The organism is uncultured Eudoraea sp. (genome assembly GCF_947258525.1).
Taxonomy (GTDB): Bacteria; Bacteroidota; Bacteroidia; order Flavobacteriales; family Flavobacteriaceae; genus Eudoraea.
Map to the genome: position 1 here is coordinate 1 of NZ_CAMYIP010000052.1, position 1,961 is coordinate 1,961.

1 pseudogene is annotated in these 1,961 nt (G+C 42.0%); it reads left to right on the plus strand.

From position 1 onward, the window contains the following. Positions 1-1,961: pseudogene (locus Q0X89_RS04155) on the plus strand (TonB-dependent receptor plug domain-containing protein); the annotation flags it as partial.

Genomic DNA, 1,961 nt, shown 5'->3' on the forward strand with positions numbered 1-1,961 from the left:
GTTTTGGTTTTTTCTCATATTGGACTCAAAACGGTTGAAATAACCATAGGGTTTAATAACATAATAAATATTACATTAGAAGATGATATTACCTATTTGAATACCATAGATGTTACTGCACTTGGAATTCAAAGGCAAAAGAAAAAGCTGACGTACCAGGCAGACAAAGTACCTTCAGAAGAATTGGTAAAAGTATTTCCTACCAGGGCGGCGCAAGGTTTAACAGGCAAAGTGGCCGGCTTGCAGATCAATGTTCAGGATCAGGGCGTTAACCCAAGTACCCAAATCATTTTGCGGGGACTGAGATCAATTAGTCAGTCGAATAGTCCTATCATTGTCATCGATGGAGCCGTTGCCAGTCAGGGCGCTTTTGATGATCTGAATCCTCTTGACGTCGAGGACGTAAACGTATTAAAGGGAGCTACTGCTGGTATTCTATATGGATCATTGGGAAGTAACGGGGCTATCATAGTGACCACCAAAAAAGGTGAACTCGGCCAAAAATTCACAATTGGTTTAATTTCAACAACCTCCATGGAAACCGTGGCATATATGCCCGATTTTCAACAGGAATACGGAACGGGATATGCCGGTGTTTACGAACCAAGAGAAAATACGAGTTGGGGGCCCCGTTTTGACGGACAGGTACGCCAGATCGGGCCCACATTTGCTGACGGCAGTTTTCAGGCCGTTCCCTACGCTGCTGTGAAGGACAATTTAAAAAACTTTTTTGAAACCGGTTATACCTTTCAAAATACGTTGTATCTCAGTGGAGGAACTACAAGTAGTTCTTTCTACCTGTCTTTAAGTGACCAGCAGACCACCGGGCTTATCCCTTCGGACACCTATGACAGAAATACGTTTAAAGTGAATGCTTCCCAAACCCTTGGCAACCTTACTTTAAGTGTAAACTCGAGTTATTTAAGGGACAAGACGAGTGTTGTTGGAAGCAGACTTGGACAATTTGATGAACAGATTTACGGCCTTCTTTTATCTACACCGGTTAATATACCACTGAAAGAATATAGGAATTGGGAGGATCCTAATAGCTTTGGTCACCCGGATAACTATTACAACTTATATCAGGACAATCCCTATTGGGCTATTGATACCAACAGGGATAATGATAAAACCGATAGGTTGATTGCCAATATCCAGGCCTCTTGGGATATTGTTGATTGGTTGAACTTTACTGCCAGGTTGGGACTTAACAACTCTAGTGGTTATGGAAAAGACTACCGCCGACGGCAGTCATATGACCCCACTTTACAGTCCTTCAAAGGATATATTACTCCCTTTGTTTTTGAAAGTGAGTTCCAAACGAATTCCTATTCGGCTGAGGCAATACTGAAGGCCGATTTGGATGCAGGTAAATGGTTCGACATCACAGCCATACTGGGAGGCACGAACAACTCCTTCGATTCCAGAATTAGCAGCATTGGGTTTAATGATCTCAGCATTCCGGGATTCTTTGATATTTCTAATGGCGTGGGCATACCTGAGGTAAATTTGGATGAATCGAAAAAAAGAACGTATGGCTTCTTTGCCGATGCTACTTTGGGGTATAAGGAATTTCTGTATTTAAATCTGGCCGGCAGATATGATTTTACCTCAACTCTGCCTTCAGGTGAAAACAGCTACTTCTATCCGGCAGCCGGGCTATCATTTATAATGAGCGAGGTAGTCCCATCGTTGAAGGAAAACGATATCTATATTAAATTGAGTGCCAGTAACTCAACCACTTATAACGATCTGGGCCCCTATCAAATCAATGAGACCTATTCACAAGCAGCTTCCTTTCCATATGGCGATTTAAATGGTTTTTCGGTAAGTGATGTTGCGATAGATCCTGGAATCACCAAAGAGAAAATAAATACCACGGAATTCGGGCTAAATACCAGCTTCTTTAAAAACCGCCTCACTTTTGATGCAGCTTATTTTATAACCAAATCAACAGACCT